Source organism: Rubripirellula lacrimiformis (assembly GCF_007741535.1).
Classification (GTDB): domain Bacteria; phylum Planctomycetota; class Planctomycetia; order Pirellulales; family Pirellulaceae; genus Rubripirellula; species Rubripirellula lacrimiformis.
This window is the reverse complement of record NZ_CP036525.1, coordinates 7,458,565-7,476,838: the sequence shown is the minus strand read 5'-3', so window position 1 is coordinate 7,476,838 and position 18,274 is coordinate 7,458,565. Positions and strand designations below refer to the sequence as shown.

12 protein-coding genes are annotated in these 18,274 nt (G+C 58.8%); 9 read left to right on the top strand and 3 right to left on the bottom strand.

Annotation, left to right across the window (positions count from 1 at the left end; genetic code table 11):
* Positions 1-6 precede the first annotated feature (6 nt).
* From K227x_RS26010 to K227x_RS26000, 3 genes are all read right to left on the bottom strand, one after another.
* Positions 7-2,973 (bottom strand): FAD-binding oxidoreductase, encoded by a 2,967-nt coding sequence (locus tag K227x_RS26010; protein WP_145174876.1) that lies wholly within the window; start codon positions 2,971-2,973, stop codon positions 7-9.
* A gap of 100 nt (positions 2,974-3,073) precedes the next feature.
* Positions 3,074-3,688: a GTP cyclohydrolase I FolE gene (gene folE / locus K227x_RS26005; protein WP_145174873.1), complete on the bottom strand. Its 615-nt coding sequence runs from the start codon at positions 3,686-3,688 to the stop codon at positions 3,074-3,076.
* 344 nt (positions 3,689-4,032) lie between these two features.
* The gene (locus K227x_RS26000; RefSeq protein WP_145174871.1) at positions 4,033-5,418 is read right to left on the bottom strand and encodes a PQQ-binding-like beta-propeller repeat protein; all 1,386 of its coding nucleotides are present in this window, start codon (positions 5,416-5,418) and stop codon (positions 4,033-4,035) included.
* A 114-nt stretch (positions 5,419-5,532) separates the two neighbouring features.
* On the opposite strand from K227x_RS26000, the gene arfB reads away from it, so the two are divergent.
* From arfB to K227x_RS30900, 9 genes are all read left to right on the top strand, one after another.
* Positions 5,533-5,949 carry an alternative ribosome rescue aminoacyl-tRNA hydrolase ArfB gene (gene arfB / locus K227x_RS25995; protein WP_449314271.1) on the top strand — a complete coding sequence of 139 codons (417 nt, stop codon included), beginning with the start codon at positions 5,533-5,535 and terminating at the stop codon, positions 5,947-5,949.
* 193 nt (positions 5,950-6,142) lie between these two features.
* Positions 6,143-6,880 carry a UvrB/UvrC motif-containing protein gene (locus K227x_RS25990; RefSeq protein ID WP_145174865.1) on the top strand — a complete coding sequence of 246 codons (738 nt, stop codon included), beginning with the start codon at positions 6,143-6,145 and terminating at the stop codon, positions 6,878-6,880.
* A 9-nt stretch (positions 6,881-6,889) separates the two neighbouring features.
* Positions 6,890-8,383 carry an ATP-binding protein gene (locus tag K227x_RS25985; RefSeq protein ID WP_246146290.1) on the top strand — a complete coding sequence of 498 codons (1,494 nt, stop codon included), beginning with the start codon at positions 6,890-6,892 and terminating at the stop codon, positions 8,381-8,383.
* A 131-nt stretch (positions 8,384-8,514) separates the two neighbouring features.
* Complete coding sequence (locus K227x_RS25980; RefSeq protein ID WP_145174862.1) at positions 8,515-9,153, top strand: response regulator transcription factor; 639 nt, start codon at positions 8,515-8,517, stop codon at positions 9,151-9,153.
* Positions 9,154-9,381: 228 nt separating this feature from the next.
* Positions 9,382-9,585, top strand: a complete 204-nt coding sequence (locus K227x_RS25975; RefSeq protein ID WP_145174859.1) for a hypothetical protein — start codon at positions 9,382-9,384, stop codon at positions 9,583-9,585.
* A gap of 23 nt (positions 9,586-9,608) precedes the next feature.
* Positions 9,609-11,027, top strand: coding sequence for a tRNA (N6-isopentenyl adenosine(37)-C2)-methylthiotransferase MiaB (gene miaB / locus K227x_RS25970; protein ID WP_145174857.1), 1,419 nt, complete (start codon positions 9,609-9,611; stop codon positions 11,025-11,027).
* Between the two features lie 218 nt (positions 11,028-11,245).
* A complete protein-coding gene (locus K227x_RS25965; protein WP_145174854.1) occupies positions 11,246-12,481 on the top strand; it encodes a M16 family metallopeptidase in 1,236 nt (411 codons plus the stop codon).
* Positions 12,482-12,651: 170 nt separating this feature from the next.
* Positions 12,652-13,887, top strand: coding sequence for a M16 family metallopeptidase (locus K227x_RS25960; RefSeq protein ID WP_145174851.1), 1,236 nt, complete (start codon positions 12,652-12,654; stop codon positions 13,885-13,887).
* A 391-nt stretch (positions 13,888-14,278) separates the two neighbouring features.
* Positions 14,279-16,390, top strand: coding sequence for a 3-keto-disaccharide hydrolase (locus tag K227x_RS30900; protein ID WP_218933545.1), 2,112 nt, complete (start codon positions 14,279-14,281; stop codon positions 16,388-16,390).
* Positions 16,391-18,274 lie beyond the last annotated feature (1,884 nt).

Genomic DNA, 18,274 nt, shown 5'->3' with positions numbered 1-18,274 from the left:
GCTTCTTTAAACCAGTTCCTTTTCGATCTTCGGCATCCGGCCATACGCATAGGCCAAAAGTTTCAACGGGTGCAGCGTGTTTTGTCCGCTGCCGTGTTCGATCTGCATTTTGCAGGCACTGCATTCGGTGGTCGCCATCGACACGCGCGCCGATCGCATCGCCGAGATCAATGGCCACCCGATCCGCAGGCTGTTGCGGTAGTTCTTTCGTTGCAGACCCCAGGTCCCCGCCATGCCCGTGCATCCGGCTTCGATCCGCTGGACTTCCAGATTGGGGATCAGTTCCAGCAATTGGGGACCGACCTGGTTGGGGTCCAGCACTCGCAGGTGGCAGGGTTGGTGATAGGCGATTTGGGCATCGATCGGTTGGAAGTCCAGCGACAGTCGATCGCCTTGGTGCAGGTCCCACAGGTACGCACAGGCTTCGTGCGAATGTTCCGCCACCAACAACGCGTCTTCGTCGTCAAGCAGGTTGGGGTATTCGTGTTTCAGGCACAGCACGGCCGACGGTTCAGTCGCGATCACCGTGTAGCCTTGGCGGACGGCATCGGCCAACAGCCGGACGTTGCGGCGTGCGATCTTGCGAGCACCCTTCAAGTCGCCCGAGGTGATGCGCGACATGCCCGAATTGGCTTGTGCCAGCGGCACGTACAACCCGATGCCGTTTTGTTGCAAAATTTCGCCCAGTGCCCGACCGATGTCCGGGTCGTGATAGTTGGCGTATTGGTCGACGAAATACAGAACCTTTAGCCCACCGTGGGGCAACGGTTTGGTCCAACGCCGGCGATGGGCGTGTCGCAGAAATGTTTCGCGGACCACCGGTGGCAGTTGCCGCGCGGACGCCAGCCCAAACAATCGCTCGGCAACCCAGCGTGGGAATCGGCCACGGATCAACAGGTTCGATATCCATGGGATCCGCGACGCCATCGCTGCGACGGTATCGATGCGTCCCATCAACAGGTCCGATAGGGACAGCCCGTTGGTGGCCACGTACTGCGCCTTCAGTTCACCGACGATCTTCGGAATGTCGACCGACGCAGGGCATTCCAATCGGCATTGGTGACAATTGAAACACAGGTCTGCAATTTCCTTGGCGCGATCGGTGGTCAGATCGTCAACGCTTAGCTGGCCGCTGAGGACGCCTCGCAACAGGTTGGCTTTCGCGCGAGGCGACGCTTCTTCGCGATGGGTGGCGCGAAAAACGGGGCACTGGCGTTCGCTAGACGACGTGGTTCGACATCGTCCGCATCCGTTGCAGCCGCGCGTCACGCCGGTGATCATGCGGCCGGCGGGCCACTGCTGCAGCACTTGCAACTGGGGCACCGAAACGCCTTGCTGACGCGCCGTTGCGGTGACCGGCGGATCGGCTTCCAGGATGACTCGCGTGTCGGCCGTGATTTCGATCGTTTGGTCGGACGGCCGCAGGTTTTCGTTCGGCTTCTGCAGGATCGCCCCGAACAATTTTCCCGGGTTCAATCGGTGCAGCGGATCGAACAGACGTTTGATCTGTCCCATCGCTTGCCACAGATCGCCGAACTGGGCCGGCAAGAGATAGGACCGGCTGAGACCGGCGGCGTGTTCGACGCTGACTTGTCCATCGTGTTCCCACACGACTTCGGCGATCTGTTTGGACAGCGAATGCAGGCGTTCGCGATCGTCGGCTTTGGTCAGGTCCAAAAATGGCCGCAGGTGCAGATTCCCATGGCCGACGTGAGCAAAGAAGGTTGCCGTGGTTTGGTTTTGTTTCAGCGTGTCTTGAACAGCCGTCAGAAACTCTGGCAGGCGTTGGCAGGGGACCGAAACATCTTCGATGAACGGCACGGGAGCATCGGTGCCTTTGACCCGATACAGTCGTGGGATAACGCGCCGTGATAGAGCCCAGTACAGATCGCGTTCGGATTGGCGGACCGTGTCCACGCTGGCGAACGCGGCGTCGTGTCCATTGCACATGTCGTGTTGGATGATCGCCAAGCGGTCGTAAAGGTCGCCCAGGGTTTCGCCTTGGATTTCGACCAACACCATCGCTTCGGCTTCACGCGGCAGCAGTTCCGAAAAACGCGGGTCGGTGTCTCGCGCGATCTGCAGCAGTCGGCGGTCCATCAAATCGCACGCGACCAACCCGTGTCGCATCGCGGCCACGGCGCTGCGAGCCGCCATGTCCATGCGGTGATAAAAACAAAGCACGACGCCGCGGTGCGTGGGGATCGATTCGGTGCGAACGGTGGCGTCGACAAGGATCCCAAGCGTGCCTTGGGTACCGACCATGAACTTGGCTAAGTCGACTCGCCCGTTGGCATCGACCACATCATCCAGTCGATAACCGCCGCGTGATTTGGGGGCCGATTCGGCGGCGCCCAACAGCGGTCGGAATTGGTTTCGGATTTCCGCCATGCCGCGGGCCAGTCGCCCGATGGTTCCGTCTTCGTCGGTGCCGTGGACGGAAAGGTCTAGCAGTTCGCCTTCCACCGTGACCAATCGAATCGATTCGACAGTGTCGCGTGCCGAACCGCTGCGCAGGTAGTGGCTGCCCGACGCGTTGGTCGACAACACACTGCCCATGGTGGTGACGCTGCGGGTGACGGGGTCGGGGCCGTACCAGCGACCGTGCGGGCGGAGGGCGCCGTTGACGTCGGCCAGGATCGCGCCGCTTTGCACGGTGACTCGCGTGGCATCGGGCGACACGGTGATCCGCCGCATGTAGCGAGAAAAGTCCAGGACCAATCCGGCCCCCAACGATTCGCCGGCCACACCGCTGCCGCTGCCGCGCGGGTGCAGTGAAATTTCATGTTCGGCCGCGTACTGGGCGGTGGCGACCACGTCGGCAGCCGAACGTGGACGCACCACGCCCAACGGCACGACTTGATAGATGCTGGCGTCGGATGCGTAAAGCTGTGACGTCAAACGGTCACAGTACACATCGCCACCAACGATGCCTCGCAAATCGTCTTGTACGCGTTGCCGCTCGATGTCCATGCGATCTATTTCGACTGGCCCGAATGGCTTTCGTCAAGCTGGCGGGAGAAAGAAACTTGCGAGTCGGTGAGAGATTCATCCGAATCGTCCGTGATCCGGATCAGCTTTCGCGGTTGATCAATCCAAGCACTTCGGCGCGACTTTTCGGGTCATCGCGGAACGCACCACGCATCGCACTGGTCAGGCACAGGCTGCCTGGTTTACGAACGCCTCGCATGGTCATGCACGAGTGAGTGGATTCAACGACGACGGCGACGCCACGCGCCGACAGTTTTTCTTCGACCAAGTTGGCGACCGTTTGTGTCAGACGTTCTTGGACTTGGGGGCGGCGAGCCACCTCTTCGACGACTCGCGCCAGTTTGCTAAGGCCGACCACTTTGCCGCTGGGCAGGTAAGCGATGTGGGCTTTGCCGGTAAACGGCAGCAGGTGATGTTCGCACATGCTGCAGAAACTGATGTCGCGGACCAGCACGATCTCGTCGTAGTCCTCGGTGAACACCTTGGCCAGGTGTCGGCCGGGATCGCTTTTGAGTCCTGCGAACATTTCGGCGTACATGCGTGCCACTCGAGCCGGCGTTTCCAGCAGGCCTTCGCGGTTGGGGTCTTCGCCGACAGCCTTCAAGATCACTCGCACCGCCGATTCGATTGCCTTCAGGTCAACCCGTTCGTTGTGCGCTTCGTTTGGATCGACGAAAAAGCCGTGCTCGGCCGACATGTCACTTTCGGATCCAGCGGGTGCCGGGCTGGCGCTTCCGTTGGTTGAACATTCGGTGGACGAGTCGTGCACATCAACTTCCAAGTTATAAGTTTCGAGAGGCCGCGGCAGGTGCTCCGGCCACGGGTGGGGCGGCGAAGCTGGAATGTTGCTTTCCCGCTTCACCATTCTATCACGGTCTGGGTTTTCCGCACCGATGGGCAAAAGGGGCTGGAAAAGCGAGCGATCGTTCCGTCGTGGGCTTCGCCAGCAGTCCCTTGTCATCTAGGCAGGGGGATTTTGGCGAATCCCAAGACCGGGGATTTTGGGCGTCGGTCAACCCCTGCGGTGGCACGCGGTTCCTGCTAGCGGGGCTGCGCCGTGCGGGCCAGTCGCAGGCAGATCACTTGGTCGTCGCCTCGCAAGATGACGCGATCACCGACCGCGATCGGGGCGGCCCAGCAGGGGTACCGTAGCGCCGGGCGGTCGCCGTCGGGCTGTGACAGAGGCCAGTCTGCGATCACTTCCAGACCGGTGGGGGTGGCGCCGATGACTTGGGCGTCGCCGCGTTCCTCCAGCACGATCAGGTGATCGCCGGACCGCGTGATCGATGATCGAATGCGACGGGCGTCCTTCCATTTCACTTCGCCGGTAGCCCAGTCGATGCAGCGCAGGTCGCTGTCGGGACCGTTGCGGCCGCTGCACCCGTACAAGAAACCATCGACAAGAACCGGCGTCGCCCAGTGGCTGCGCATCGATTGCAGGCGTCGGTTGGGGACCGGGTCGGACCAAATCGTTTGGTAGGAATCGCTGGTGGCTTGGATCAGGACGCTGCCGACCTGATAACACTCGCTGATGAAGATCTGGTCGTCGTGAACGATCGGGACCATCGCGTTGACGCTTTCCACGATCTCCGCTCGGTAATCCATTCGCCACTGGACCTTGCCCGCCACCGGATCGATCAGCAGCAGTCCATTGCGGGCCAGTGCCAGGACGAAGGTTTTGCCGCCCAGCGAGATCGTGCGGGGGCTGCTGTAACTGGCCAAGTCGTCACCGCATCGCCACACCTCGGTGCCGTCGCGGCGATCCAAGGCGACGAGGGCGGACCCGTTGGGGGAGACTCGGTTGAGTCGCATGGGGGCAACGTCTTGGTCGGCCGCGGGGCTGCCGCCAACCATCACGATCACGACATCGTCCAAAATCAATGGCGACGATCCGACACCAAAGAAGTTTTGCACCACGCCATATCGTTCGTTGGTGTCGACAGACCAGATTCGTTTCCCGTCCTCGCGATTTCGGCAATTCAATCGCCCGGCGACTCCGAAGGTAAAGATCTGGTCACCCGCGACGGTGGGCGTGCTGCGCGAACCTTCCTCGTACCCCAACAGGTCTCTGTACTGCAGCGGATCGGTGACCGACCAGATCTTCGCACCGGTTTCCAAATCGAAGGCGGTCAACCGTTCCAACTGGTCTTGGCGGCGTGGCGTTTCGGCCCCGTCGAAATGGTAATAGCGACCGCCCGCGACTGACCCCAGTCCGTATCCTGGGCCGACTTCGATCGACCATTGGAATGTTGGGGGGGAAGTCCAATCGATATCCTTGGGGGTCGCGACGGCATTGCCATCGAAGTTCGGTCCCAGGAACCGCGGCCAATCCTGTGTAGGCTGATGGGGCTGGGCGATCGATACGGTGGCGAAACCGAACCAAAGTCCGATGAACGAAAGGATGCGGTATGGTGGGGGCAGGGTCATCGTCGGGCGATCCGTCAAACGAACACGTCAGAAATTGAATAACATTAGCCGCCGGTCAAATGGCATTGACCGGCCGGAGAACGAAAGTAGACCACAGTCATGGCTGATTTGTATGTGAACCAGCGATTGTCGATCTCGGCAAAAGAGATCGCAATTTCGACCGCTCGCAGCAGTGGTCCCGGCGGCCAAAATGTGAACAAAGTCAACTCGAAAGTCACCCTGCACTGGTCGCCATCGGAGTGTGCCAATTTTGATCCGGGATGGCGGCGGCGGTTCGTGGCACGGCAAGCCAATCGAATCAATCGCGAAGGCCAGTTGGTTCTGCACAGCGAAAAGTATCGGGATCAGGGCCGAAACCTGGCCGATGTGCGACAAAAATTGATCGACCTGTTGCTCGATTGCCAGGACGCCCCGACACCGCGGAAGGCGACTCGCCCCACAAGAGCAAGTCAACGGCGTCGAATGGACCAGAAAACTCGCACATCGCAAAAAAAACGTGGCCGTGGTGGGTCGTGGGGCGCCGACAGTTAAAACTAGGAGGTCCAGATGGTTTCCAGATCGATTCCGTCGCATCGGTTGGCTGCGGTTGACGCACCATCGTGGGAATCCTTCACCGCTTTGGATCCGCTGGTATACTCGGTAGTGGCGTCGATGACGTCGCAAATGTCTTCGCACTGCGAAGGCTCTTTTCCCGCCCAGAACTTCTCTCCCGTGGCACGGATTGATGAAACGACCAAAACACCTCGACGATTTGCTGTCGAAATGGAAATTCGACCCGGCGACGCTGAATGTACGGCTGATCAAGGGGAACGACGGTCGCGATGTGCTGCAGATGCGTGTCGACATGGGCGTGTTGCAGCTGGAAACGACCGGGCGTCCCGATGGCGAATTGATCCGCGGGCACGAAACCGTGCTGGAATGGCTGTTGCAAAAACAGTTGGACGATCCTGATTACGTTTTGACCGATGATGAATGCAACGACGTCGATCGTGAATTCATGCAGTTCTATCATCGCCGGATCTGTTGGCTGCGGATGCAGTTTTATCACCGTGCCGTGATGGACGCCGATCACACGCTGCGGTTGATGGATTTGTCGTCTCAGATGAGTCCCGAAGAAGAGTGGTCGCAAACGCACGAACAGTACCGTCCGTTCGTATTGTTCCATCGTACCCAGGCCGACGCGCTGGGCGAACTGGAAGAAGACACGGCCGAAGAAGCGGTCCAGGCGATCAATCGTGGCTTGGAAACGATGCGCGGTTTCTTCATCCAACACGATGCCGAAGAACACTTCGACACCGATGAATTGGTGGTGCGATTGGTCGAACTGCGAGAATCTCTGCGCAGCGAATACGAAGTCGGCAAAACGCTGGATGAAAAATTGGCCGATGCGGTCGCCGATGAACAGTACGAATTGGCGGCGCGGCTGCGCGACGAACTGACCCGCCGCGACAGCGTCAACTAAGTCATTGCCATGCGGGCCTCACGCGACACACTCGCGATACCCTTGATCGCACCGGCACCGCTGGGTTCGTCCAAGTGGCTGTTGCACCTGCGGTCCTTTGCGATCGCCGGACAACTGATCACGATCTTGGCGACTTGGTTGCTGACCGATATCCAGTTGCCCTACGGTTGGTTGATCGGATTGGTTGCGTTGACCGCGGTCACGAACCTGGTCTATCAGCTTTGGCTGCGTCGGCAGAGTCCGGATGACGTTTTTGTCCGTATCGATTCACCGCGTCCCGATTCGCCACCGGCCGATTCTTTTACGGCCGACTCGGTTGCCGGCAGCGCGATCGCGGGCAGCTCGATTGCGGGCGATTCACCTGCGATCGGCCAATTGGATGACGAACAGGGCCGTCGTCACGCGGTCGCATACGGATTGATGTTGTTGGACTTGGCGATGTTGACAGCGATGCTGCATTTCAGCGGCGGCGCGGGCAACCCGTTTAGCTTTTTCTACTTCGTCAATCTGGCCGTTGGCGGCGTGATGATCCGTCCCAAAGCGGCGTGGGGATTGACCGCGACCGCGGTTTTGGGATACACGTTTTTGTTGTTGGCATCGCAGCCCATCATTGGGTTCGCCAGCACGTCGACCGGGATGCTGAACCTGCATGCGGTCGGACAGATGTTGGCGTTTTCAGCTTGTGCCACGGTGGTGACCTATTTCGTGACTCGCACAGCCGGGCAATTGAAGCAGCGTGAACAACAACTGCTTCGGGCGCAAGCCGCGCAGGCCGCCAGCCATCGGTTGGAAGGTTTGACGACGTTGGCGGCCGGGGCAGCGCACGAATTGGCGACGCCGCTGTCGACGATCGATGTGATCGTCCGCGAACTGTCGCGGCACTTGGATGCATGTGAAAAACCCGAGTCGGTCGATACCGACCTGCGGCTGATCGATGCCCAGTTGGAAATGTGTCGACAGATTCTGCAGCGGATGCGTTCGGCGGCGGGCGATTCGACCGCGCCGCATTGGGACCGCACGACCGTCGGCGATTTGATCGATACGGTCTTGGAAGGTATCCGCGACCCGCACCGCGTGGACGTGACCGACGGCAGCGATGCCCTCGAAGCGACACCGTTGTGGGTGCCACAGGAAGCGGTCGCCCAAGCGGTCCGCAATCTGATTCACAACGGGTTGGACGCCAGCGGTGATGCCGGGCGAGTGCGTTTGGAGCCGATTTTGGTGGGCCAGAGTTTGCGGTTATCCGTGGTCGATTCGGGCGAAGGGATGACGGCCGACGTTTTGGGCCGTGCCTCGGATCCCTTTTTCACGACCAAGGATCCTGGACGCGGGATCGGGCTGGGGTTGTTTCTGACCCGGAACGTGATTTCGCAGTTGGGGGGGCAGCTGGATTTTCAATCGCAGCCTGGGGTGGGGACCAAGGTCGTCGTCACGATCCCGCTGGACAATCCGCGTCGCGATTTCAAAAACGGCGCAGTCGACGATGCCGCCGCGACATTTTAGATCAGCCTGTTTCGATGGGCGACCTTTGGAAATCGACGCTTTTCGCGAGTGCCTGATCACCCAAAACCAGGCTGGTTGGTTAAGATGGCCTGTCAGATCCTTTGCACCTTTCCAACCACCCGACCGTTGAAATGATGGACCCGATAGCCGACAACGCCACCGTCTACGACACGGCGACGGTGGGGGCGGACAGCATCCTGTTGGTCGACGACACCTACGTGCTTCGCGAACGTCTGTCGATGGCGATGCAGCAGCGTGGATTCCGTGTCGAGACCGCTGGCAACTTTGACGAAGCCGTCGAAGTGTTCCGGATGCGGCCGACCGATCTAGCGGTCTTGGATCTGCGGATGCCAGGCAAAAGCGGGCTGGAACTGCTGCGAAAGCTGTTGCAGATGAAACCCGACACGCGAGTCATCATTTTGTCGGGTTTTGGCAGCATCCCCGCCTCGATTGATGCCGTTCGGGCCGGAGCGGTCAATTTTTTGAGCAAGCCGGCTGATGCGGACGATATTTTGGGGGCCTTCGTTCGCGGCGATGACCCGACCGTCCCCGAGGGGGCGCTGGCGTTTCCGGCGCCGTCGCTGGCTCGCAACGAATGGGAACACATCCACCGCGTGTTGTCGGATTGTGGCGGCAATATCAGCGAGGCCGCTCGCCGATTGGGCATCCATCGCCGTAGTTTGCAGCGAAAACTAAGAAAACGGGCTCCGGAAGACCCCGCGATGCCACAGTTGATCGACGATGATGACGATGATGATAGCGAGGAATGATCGCTCGCCATTGACGCTGCGGTTCGTGCCCATATCCCTGTTGCGGAATACCGCGGGGGCCGAAAGCAGCCCGTGAGAGCTGCTTGGGTGGCGGGGTTTGGGCGGCCTGTTTTGGGTGGCCTGTTCTGGGTGGCGGGGAACGGCTGCAGAGCTGGTTCGGGGGCGGTCCGCCCTCGTCTTCGCAGCGGTGTCTACCCGAAACCGCCCTGGGGCGGGTATCCTGGGCGGATGCCTGCGGATTTTGTCGAATCGCTGTTCGCGCCCAACACCATTTTGTGGTTGGTCGGTTCCGCTATGGCAGCGGCAATCTTGTTCGGTTCGCTGAACCGTCGTCGGAATCGGTTGACCGATTCGCTGCGGGAATACGTCGACGAGAATCAGCCCGCTGCTAAAAAGCCGACTAGCGATCCGGAACGTTCTGATCCCAATTGAATCTTCGCAAATAGAATTGACTGATGTCCAACCGTGTCTACATCAAGACCGTCGGCTGCCAAATGAATGTCTTGGACAGCGAGATGGTGATCGCTGACTTGAAACGCAATGGCTACACGGTGGTCGATTCGCCCGAAGAGGCTGACTGTGTGCTGTACAACACATGCAGCATCCGCGAACAGGCCGAGGAAAAGACCTACAGCGCGCTTGGCACGATCCGGCAAGCCAAGGAAAAGGATCCAGACAAGGTCATCGGTGTGATGGGCTGCATGGCTCAGAAGGATCAGGAACTGGTCTTCAAACGGGCTCCCTATGTCGACCTGGTTGTCGGTCCCGGCCAACTGCACACGATTCCGGCATTGTTGGACAAGGTCCGTGGCGGCGAAGGTCGCCAGATGGCGGTGTCGCTGTCGCGCAAAGCCGGCTCGCAGCTCGAGATCGCTCGCAGCCACGAAACCTTTGACCCGCTGCGCGACCCGACGATGCGTCCCACGCCGTTTCAGGCGTACCTGCGAATCCAAATCGGTTGCGACAAGTTCTGTACCTACTGTGTGGTTCCCAATACACGCGGCCCTGAACAAGGGCGGTCGCCCGATCAGATCCTTGCCGAGGCCGAGGTGTTGGCCGAACAGGGCGCCCTCGAGATCACGTTGCTGGGGCAAACCGTCAATAGTTACAAGTTCAAGCACGAAGACGGAACCGTCACCGACATGGCGTCGCTGCTGCAGCGGTTGCATGAAATTGATCGGATCAAACGAATCAAGTTTGTGACCAACTATCCCAAGGACATGACCGAGCGGTTGTTGGAAACGATTCGTGACCTGCCCAAGGTTTCGCCCTACCTGCACGTGCCCGCGCAAAGCGGTTCCGACGATGTGCTGAAACGGATGAAGCGTGGCTACACGGTCGCCGATTACATGGCGATGATGGAACGCATCGAACGGATTCTTCCCAATGCTGCGATCAGCAGCGATTTTATCGTTGGCTTCTGTGGCGAAACGGAAGAAGACTTTCAAAAATCGGTCGCGTTGGTGCGGCGTTGTCGGTTCAAGAACAGTTTCATCTTCCAGTACAGCGTCCGCCCCGGGACCAAAGCGTCCGAGCGATTGGAAGACGATGTGCCACGCGATATCAAGGCTCGCCGCAACAACGAACTGTTGGCCGTGCAAGACGAAGTCGCCAAAGAAGACAATCTGAAGTTCGTTGGCAAAGAAGTCGAGATCCTGGTCGAAGGCCCCAGCAAAAAGGGCATCAAGAATGACGAAGGAGATCAACTGATTCAAATGATCGGACGAACCTCCTGTGACCGGATCGTTGTCTTCGATGGCAATCGTCGCCAAGCCGGTCAATTCATGTCGATCCAGATCGATGATGCCAGCAGCCATACGTTGATCGGCCGAGTGAAGACGGTCGAAGTCGTCTCGCTAGGGTCGTTGGTGTAACCGCCGCAGGGTAGCGGAAGTCGCCCAGACTTTCGGATGATTCGACATCCTATCGCTGTGTGAGCCGTCGTCCGATCCACGACGGCGAGCCTCGCATTGCAAGGTGCAGCGAACACGCACCGGGGGGGCGCAGCGATGGCGACACTGCCACCGCCGGTCGCCATGCATCCTGATCACACCGATTTGTTACGCAAAGGAACATTGCTCTGAATACCACGATGCCCGAAACGACTCCGATTCATCACGAGACACTTCCCAACGGCATGACGGTCTTGGTGCAGTCCATGCCGTGGCAGCGGACCGCCGCATTCTCGTTGTCGATCCGCGGCGGAGTGCAGGCCGAATCGGATCGGATGGGTGGATTGAGCGGCCTGGTTTGCGAGATCGTCCAACGTGGTGCTGGATCGCAAAGCAGTCGCGATCTGGTGGCGATCCAAGACAACCTGGGGATGGACCGAAACTCGGGCGTTTCGACGGCGATGGTTTCGTTCACCTCTGCGATGCCCGCCGCTTCGCTGCAGCCGGCAATCGAACTTTACGCCGACATCGTTCGTCGTCCGCACCTGCCGGCGGACCAGTTGGATGACGCGCGGATGATGTCGATCCAAGAATTGCGGGCGATGGAAGACGAGCCGACGCACCGCGTGATGCGGCGGCTGCGCGAACTTCACTACGGCGACCATCTGGGGCGATCGATCTTTGGCACCTTGGCCGGTTTGGAAGCCATCACCCAAGACGATGTTCGGCAGTATTACACGGATCACTACCATGCCGGTGGCGCGATCTTGGCGGTCGCCGGGAATGTCAACATCGACGAAGTGATGAAGTGGTCCAAGGAAGCGTTTGCGGACTGGAAAACCGGGACGACCCAGCCGCTGCCGTCACCGACCGGACGGGCGACCTACGAACACATGACATCGCCGTCTAGCCAGACCCACATTGGGTTTGCCTTTGACAACATCCCGTACGGGCATGTTGACTATTTCAAGATGCGAGCCGGCATCGGGATCCTCAGCGATGGGATGAGCAGTCGGTTGTTTGACCGCGTTCGCGAACAACGCGGGCTGTGTTACACGGTCAGCTGCAGTTGCCATTCGCTGAAACATTGCGGCGGCGTCTTTGGTTACGCGGGCACCACGCCCGAACGGGCTCAGGAAACGCTGGACGTGACATTGCGAGAAATCGAACACTTGGTCGACGATTTGGAATCGGGCGAATTGGAACGTTGGAAAGTTCGTATCCAAAGCGGGCTGATCATGGAACAGGAATCGAGTGCTTCGCGTGCTGCGTCCTTGGCGTCGGACTGGTATCAAATCGAAAAGGTGATGACGACCGAGGAGATCGAGGATGTGATCGAATCGTTGACCCTGGACGATGTGCGAGGGTACTGGTGCGATCATCCGCCCGGCGATTACCGCATCGTCACGTTGGGCCCTGATCCGCTATCGGTTTGATGCGTCCGGTGGAAGGGAGTCCCGTTTGTGGGGTTTGTTTCCCGGCGCGTTTCGTTGTTGGCGTATCGCCGTTTGAGCCGATCGTCAGTCGTCTTCCATTTTGAAACCGCTTGACGGTTCACTCCCCCGCCCGGCTTGCCCGCGCGGCCACACCCGATTGATCCAAGACCATGCCAGAATTCAAGCAAGCGACTCTTTCCAATGGGCTTCGGATCGTTGCCGAGACCGACCCGCGCGGCTATTCCGCGGCGATGGGATATTTCGTGCGTGCCGGGGCGCGTGACGAGGTCGATTTTGAATCGGGCCTAAGCCACTTCCTAGAACACATGATGTTCAAGGGTACCGCGCGGCGATCGGCGGCCGACGTCAACCGGGAACTGGACGAATTGGGTGGCAACAGCAATGCCTACACCAGCGAAGAGCAAACGGTGTACTACGCGACCGTGTTGCCAAAGTTCCAGGATCGGTTGGTCGACCTGTTGACCGACATGCTAAGTCCTTCGCTGGCGGAGGATGATTTTGATACCGAGCGGCAAGTGATCTTGGAAGAAATTGCCAAGTACGAAGACCAGCCACCGTTCGGTGCGTTCGAACGCGCGATGGAAATCTATTTCGGGCCACGCGGTTTGGGGCGGCGAGTCCTGGGGACTCAGGATTCGATTCGCGCCGTCACCGCATCGGCCATGCGCGACTATTTCTATCGCCGGTATCGACCCGAGAACATCGTCTTGGCGGCCACCGGAAACGTCGATTTTGACGCCTTGGTCGCTCAGGTCGAAACGGCGACCGAGCACTGGGCGGCGCGGCCGATTCCGGAATCTCCATCGGCTGATGATCCCAATGCGTTGCCGGCCGGTGTGGCCTTGGACAATCGAATTGCAACTCCGGATGCCAACCAGGCTTACCTGATTCGGATGTCGCCCGGCCCCAGCATGACGGACGAGGATCGATTTGCGACACGCCTGTTAGCCTCGGTCGTTGGCGATGAAGGGGGCAGTCGGTTGTTCTGGGAATTGATCGACACAGGACGCGCGGAAGTGGCGACCGTTTGGCCGCAAGAGTTTCTGGATACCGGTTCCTGGTTCTCGTACCTGGTGTGCGCACCGGACGACTTGGAAACCAATCGCAGGTTGTTCGACGGAGTGATCGGTCGGGTTGCCGAAAAGGGAATCGAACAAGACGAACTATCGCAGGCGATCAACAAGTCCGTCGCTGGGCTGATCATGCAGAGCGAACGACCGGGGAATCGATTGTTCGGTCTAGGCAGTCGTTGGTTGACGACGGGCAAGTATCAAAGCTTGGATGATCAGTTGGATCGGTTGCGTGGTGTGACGACTGACAAGGCCTCCGCCGCCGCGGCCAAGTACTTCGTGGGGCAAGCCACCGAAGTCATCGCCGCCGGCTAGCACGGCGGCGCCCGGGCATCCTGGCTGGGGGGGGCTGTGCGACTCGGTTTCGACGCCCTGCCTAAGGGATTCGATTGATTTGTCGGGTTCTTCTCAGACCAGCAAGGCTATAGTTGCGACCGCAGTTTGCAGTGGCTAGCATGATCCGTGAACAAAAGACGCCGGTCTATGAATTTGTCGAACGAAGACATTTTGATCACCGCCTGCCAACGCGTCTGAACCCTTGTTGTCTGCCCGCAAACCGCAGCAGGCACGCCCCACCGTGTTCACGTTGCCTGCCCATTCTATTCGTCTTGTGAATGTGATCGATTGCGATCACATCACTGAGCGCCGTTGTGACACCCTGTCGATCCAGCGGTCGGAATAGCCAAATCCAAATCGAGAACGAACGATGAAACCCTTGTTTCGCCGAGCTGTCATTGTAGGTGCTCTGTTTTCTTGCTTTGTCGCGATGTGTTCATCGCACGCGACGCTTCGGGCGGAGGTTCCAGAAGGCTTCACTCCGCTGTTCAACGGCAAAGACCTTAGCGGTTGGAAAGGGCTCGTCGGGAATCCAAAGACGCGGGCGGCCATGACCGAGTCCGAATTGTCGGATGCCCAGAAAGTGGCCGATCAGAGCATGCGGGATCACTGGAAAGTGGTCGACGGAATGTTGGTCTTTGACGGTCAGGGCGAAAGCCTGTGTACCGCCAAGGATTACGGCGACTTTGAAATGTTCGTCGATTGGAAAATCTTAGAAGGTGGTGACAGCGGGATCTATCTGCGTGGAAGTCCGCAAGTGCAGATCTGGGACACCGAACACGAGGACTACTTTCGGCATGGTGCTGAAAATGGATCCGGTGCTTTGTGGAACAACAAAGACAACCCTCGCATGCCGTTGGTGAAGGCGGATCGACCGGTTGGCCAGTGGAACACCTTTTACATCCGCATGGTTGGTGAACGCGTCACGATCAAACTGAACGACCAGTTGGTGACCGACCGCGCCGTGATGGAAAACCTGTGGGAACGTGGTTTGCCGATCTATCGCGATGGGCAACTCGAATTGCAAAATCACGGCAACACTCTGTACTTCCGGAACTTGTTCGTTCGGGAAATTGATTCCGAAGAAGCCAACGAGATTCTGCGAGAAGACAAAGATGGGCTGTTTGACAGTCTGTTCGACGGCACCGACCTTGCCGGTTGGCGAGGGGCTGTCGAGGACTACAAAGTCGTCGATGGCAACATCGTGTCGGTCGCCGGGAAATCCGGGAACATGTATACCGAAAAGGAATACGGCGACTTCATCGCCCGCGTCGAATTCAAGCTGCCACCGGCAGGCAACAATGGCCTTCTGGTTCGGCATTCGGGGGAGAGTCTAGAAAATCCGGAATGGCTTGAACTGCAGATTTTGGACGATGATGACCCTAGTTATAAAAACCTGGATGATCGTCAGTACCACGGTTCCATCTACGGACTGGTACCGGCTCACCGTGGTTTCTTGCGTCCGGTTGGCGAGTGGAATTTCCAACAGGTCACTGTTACTGGAACCAAGTACAAAGTCGAACTGAACGGGTTCACCATTTTAGAAGCCGATTTGTCGGAAGTGACCGAGTCCAAGACGGGGCCTGTGCCGGCGGCAGCAAAACGTACAAGCGGGCACTTTGGATTCGCCGGACACCAAGAACCCGTCGCTTTCCGAAACGTCTCGATTCGCGAACTGCCCGGTGAACCAGCAGCGATTCCGGATCGCGAAACCGCCGTGTCGCCGACCGACCAACGCATTGAATTGTTCAATGGGAAAAACTTCGAAGGGTTCTACACCTGGATTCGCGATTCCAAATACTCGGATCCCAAGAAGATCTTTACGGTCAAAGACGGTCAGATTCATATCAGCGGTGACGGTTACGGCGGATTGATCACCAATCAAACGTACCGGGATTACCACTTGGTGTTGGAGTTCATGCTAGGTGAGAAAACTTGGGGCGATCGAATCGATCGTGCTCGTGATTCTGGATTGCTGGTTCACGCTTGGGGACCGGACGGTGGCTACGCCAATACTTGGATGGCCTCGGTCGAAGCTCAGATCATCGAAGGCGGGGTCGGCGACATCCTGGTTCTGTCGGGCACTGATCCCGTTACGGGGCAGGTTCTGAAGACCTCGCTGACCGCCGAGATCACGAAGGATCGCGACGGAGAAAAGGTCTGGAAGAAAGGTGGCGAACCGATCACCATCCATGGCGGACGAATCAACTGGTTTGGACGCGATGTCGATTGGGCCGATAAGATCGGTTTCCGAGGCAAACAAGATGTCGAAAGCCCGGTGAACGAGTGGACGCGTCTTGAAGTGATCGCAGAGGGCGAAAAGCTGACGTATTTGGTCAACGGAGTGGTCGTCAACCAAGCGATCAAGGCCAGTCCATCGGCAGGCAAGTTGATCTTGCAGACCGAGCAAGCAGAGATGTTCGTGCGAAAGTTCGAACTATGGCCGCTAGGCAAGGCACCGGCTGCGGATGCAAAGAACTAGCGCCGGGCAAACTCTGCTTAGCAGACGCCGTGAAGCATTCCGTCCCCACGTTTCGGGCGGTGCCTCGTAGCGGAGATCGATTGAGCCGTGATCGCGTGAGCGGCCGGGAATGGCCCTATGCTCATGCCCATGGCCTCACGGCCAGCGGCTCACCATTGCCGTTGGAAGTTCGATTCAATCGACAGGCCGTCGATAGTTTCGGGCTAGGGTGTGGTATCACCGAAAGTCATGACGGTTTGTCGATTTAGTGAGCCGTGATCACGTGAGCGGCCGGGAATGGCCCCCTGCTCATGCCCGTGGCCTCACGGCCAGCGGCTCATCATTGCCGTTGAAGGTTCGATTCAATCGACATGCCGTCAGGAGTTTCGGGCTAGGATGCGGTATCACCGAAAGTCATGACGGTTTGTCGATTTAGTGAGCCGTGATCGCGTGAGCGGCCGGGAATGGCCCCCTGCTCATGCCCGTGGCCTCACGGCCAGCGGCTCATCATTGCCGTTAGAAGTTCGATTCAATCGACAGGCCGTCGATAGTTTCGGGCTAGGGTGCGGCATCACCGAAAGTCATGACGGTTTGTCGATTTAGTGAGCCGCGATCGCGTGAGCGGCCGGGAATGGCCCCCTGCTCATGCCCGTGGCCTCACGGCCAGCGGCTCACCATTGCCGTTGAAGGTTCGATTCAATCGACATGCCGTCGAGAGTTTCGGGCTAGGATGCGGCATCACCGAAAGTCTTGACGGTTTGTCGATTTAGTGAGCCGTGATCGCGTGAGCGGCCGGGAATGGCCCCCTGCTCATGCCCGTGGCCTCACGGCCAGCGGCTCACCATTGCCGTTAGAAGTTCGATTCAATCGACATGTCGTCGATAGTTTCGGGCTAGGATGCGGTATCACCGAAAGTCATGACGGTTTGTCGATTTAGTGAGCCGTGATCGCGTGAGCGGCCGGGAATGCCCCCCTGCTCATGCCCGTGGCCTCACGGCCAGCGGATCACCATTGCCGTTAGAAGTTCGATTCAATCGACAGGCCGTCGAGAGTTTCGGGCTAGGGTGTGGTATCACCGAAAGTCATGACGGTTTGTCGATTTAGTGAGCCGTGATCGCGTGAGCGGCCGGGAATGGCCCCCTGCTCATGCCCGTGGCCTCACGCCAGCGGCTCACCATTGCCGTTGAAAGTTCGATTCAATCGACATGCCGTCGATAGTTTCGGGCTAGGGTGTGGTATCACCGAAAGTCATGACGGTTTGTCGATTTAGTGAGCCGTGATCGCGTGAGCGGCCGGGAATGCCCCCCTGCTCATGCCCGTGGCCTCACGGCCAGCGGCTCACCATTGCCGTTAGAAGTTCGATTCAATCGACATGCCGTCGAGAGTTTCGGGCTAGGGTGTGGTATCACCGAAAGTCATGACGGTTTGTCGATTTAGTGAGCCGTGATCGCGTGAGCGGCCGGGAATGGCCTCCTGCTTATGCCCGTGGCCTCACGGCCAGCGGCTCACCATTGCCGTTGAAGGTTCGATTCAATCGACATGCCGTCAGGAGTTTCGGGCTAGGATGCGGTATCACCGAAAGTCATGACGGTTTGTCGATTTAGTGAGCCGTGATCACGTGAGCGGCCGGGAATGGCCCCCTGCTCATGCCCGTGGCCTCACGGCCAGCGGCTCACCATCGCCGTTGAAGGTTCGATTCAATCGACATGCCGTCGAGAGTTTCGGGCTAGGGTGTGGTATCACCGAAAGTCATGACGGTTTGTCGATTTAGTGAGCCGTGATCGCGTGAGCGGCCGGGAATGCCCCCCTGCTCATGTCCGTGGCCTCACGGCCAGCGGCTCACCATTGCCGTTGAAGGTTCGATTCAATCGACAGGCCGTCGATAGTTTCGGGCTAGGGTGTGGT

Excerpts from the sequence above, each read along its gene's own strand:
- K227x_RS26000 (WP_145174871.1), bottom strand. The coding sequence starts at position 5,418 with ATGACCCTGCCCCCACCATACCGCATCCTTTCGTTCATCGGACTTTGG.
- K227x_RS25990 (WP_145174865.1), top strand. The coding sequence starts at position 6,143 with ATGAAACGACCAAAACACCTCGACGATTTGCTGTCGAAATGGAAATTC.
- K227x_RS26010 (WP_145174876.1), bottom strand. The coding sequence starts at position 2,973 with ATGGACATCGAGCGGCAACGCGTACAAGACGATTTGCGAGGCATCGTT.
- K227x_RS30900 (WP_218933545.1), top strand. The coding sequence starts at position 14,279 with ATGAAACCCTTGTTTCGCCGAGCTGTCATTGTAGGTGCTCTGTTTTCT.
- K227x_RS25985 (WP_246146290.1), top strand. The coding sequence starts at position 6,890 with ATGCGGGCCTCACGCGACACACTCGCGATACCCTTGATCGCACCGGCA.
- K227x_RS25960 (WP_145174851.1), top strand. The coding sequence starts at position 12,652 with ATGCCAGAATTCAAGCAAGCGACTCTTTCCAATGGGCTTCGGATCGTT.
- K227x_RS25965 (WP_145174854.1), top strand. The coding sequence starts at position 11,246 with ATGCCCGAAACGACTCCGATTCATCACGAGACACTTCCCAACGGCATG.
- folE (WP_145174873.1), bottom strand. The coding sequence starts at position 3,688 with ATGTCGGCCGAGCACGGCTTTTTCGTCGATCCAAACGAAGCGCACAAC.
- K227x_RS25975 (WP_145174859.1), top strand. The coding sequence starts at position 9,382 with ATGCCTGCGGATTTTGTCGAATCGCTGTTCGCGCCCAACACCATTTTG.
- miaB (WP_145174857.1), top strand. The coding sequence starts at position 9,609 with ATGTCCAACCGTGTCTACATCAAGACCGTCGGCTGCCAAATGAATGTC.
- K227x_RS25980 (WP_145174862.1), top strand. The coding sequence starts at position 8,515 with ATGATGGACCCGATAGCCGACAACGCCACCGTCTACGACACGGCGACG.